This window comes from Alcanivorax sp. HI0044 (assembly GCF_001634945.1).
The window spans coordinates 1-1,275 of sequence record NZ_LWEZ01000739.1 but is presented as its reverse complement, the minus strand read 5'-3'; the positions used below and the strand labels follow the sequence as shown (position 1 = coordinate 1,275).

1 protein-coding gene is annotated in these 1,275 nt (G+C 57.4%); it reads left to right on the top strand.

Features of this window, described 5'->3' with window-relative positions; translation table 11 throughout:
• Window positions 1–421 precede the first annotated feature (421 nt).
• A partial coding sequence (locus A3730_RS08855; protein ID WP_063537943.1) for an IS110 family transposase occupies window positions 422–1,275 on the top strand: 854 nt, incomplete at its 3' end.

Genomic DNA, 1,275 nt, shown 5'->3' with positions numbered 1-1,275 from the left:
ATTTCGGGCAGGCGGAGCCGCCTGCCCGAAATCAAACCGCCTGTAGGATTACCTCTCGAGGTGCGAACCGAGCGAAGCGAGGAAAAAGCGTGGTCTCCATGCCAACCCATTCTATAGGGATTGATGAATCATTCGCCCGCTATCCGTATTGATACGCGGGTTCGTCCCTCGAGAGGAACTTGTATGTTTGAATGCTCTTCCTGCAACCATGCAGGACTTGCCGGGGTGGAGGGACCAAAGGAGCATCTGACCCAAGGGTACAGACGGTAGGAGATTTGGCCCCACCCCGCACCTATTCATACGCCGATAAAGAATCCATCGGCTGAGTTCGCACCTCAGACCGACGATACCTAGCAAGCCAGCGTTTCAGGTGCGCCCCGACAAGCATGTGTAACCTAGCGCAAGGGGCTGTTCAGTGGCAATGCAAGTAGAACCCTCCATTATCGGCATCGACGTGGCCAAGGCCGAGTTGGTCATCTATTTCCTGGGCCAGACCTATTCCATTGAGAACACACCCCAAGCCATTCGGGCTTGGCTCAAGGATCTGCCTTCCCTCTGCGAGATAGCCATCGAGGCCACTGGCACTTATCACATGGATGTCATTGAGCTGGCCCACCGTAAAGGCCATCACATCTACGTGATTGATGGTTCTCGCCTCCACCATTACCGCAAAGGCACAGGTGGTCGCGCAAAAACGGACGCCTCTGATGCGCAGCTACTTGCCCGCCATCTGCAACATGAAAAAGAGGCGTTGCGCCGCTGGAGCCCGCCACCCAAGGCGTATCGGACGCTGCAGACCCTACTGCGCCGCCGTGCGGCACTGGTCAAGGCGCGAACCATTATCCAGCAAAGCCTGGGTGCAGAGCCGCTACTCAAAGCGGGCTTGAAGAGGTTGATCTCTCAGATCAACACGCTGGATGCACAGATCCAGAAACACCTTCGCGACACGGTAAGAGACGCTGGGCTCAGCGAACAGGTGCAACGGTGCAAGGCCCTGGAGGGCGTGGGCGATCTGACCGCCTACGCTCTGGTCATGGCCTTCTTAAGGGGCGACTTCAGGAACAGTGATGCCTTCGTGGCCTTCCTGGGGATGGACGTTCACGTGAGAGACTCAGGCACCAAAACCGGCAAGCGAAAACTGACCAAGAAAGGGGACTCAGAAGCTCGCAGGCTGCTTTGCTGCGCGGCCATGGCCGCTCGCCGGAGCAAGCGTTGGGCAGGGGTCTATCAGGCTTATCTGGATCGAGGGCTGGCAACTACCCAAGCGTTAGTCAT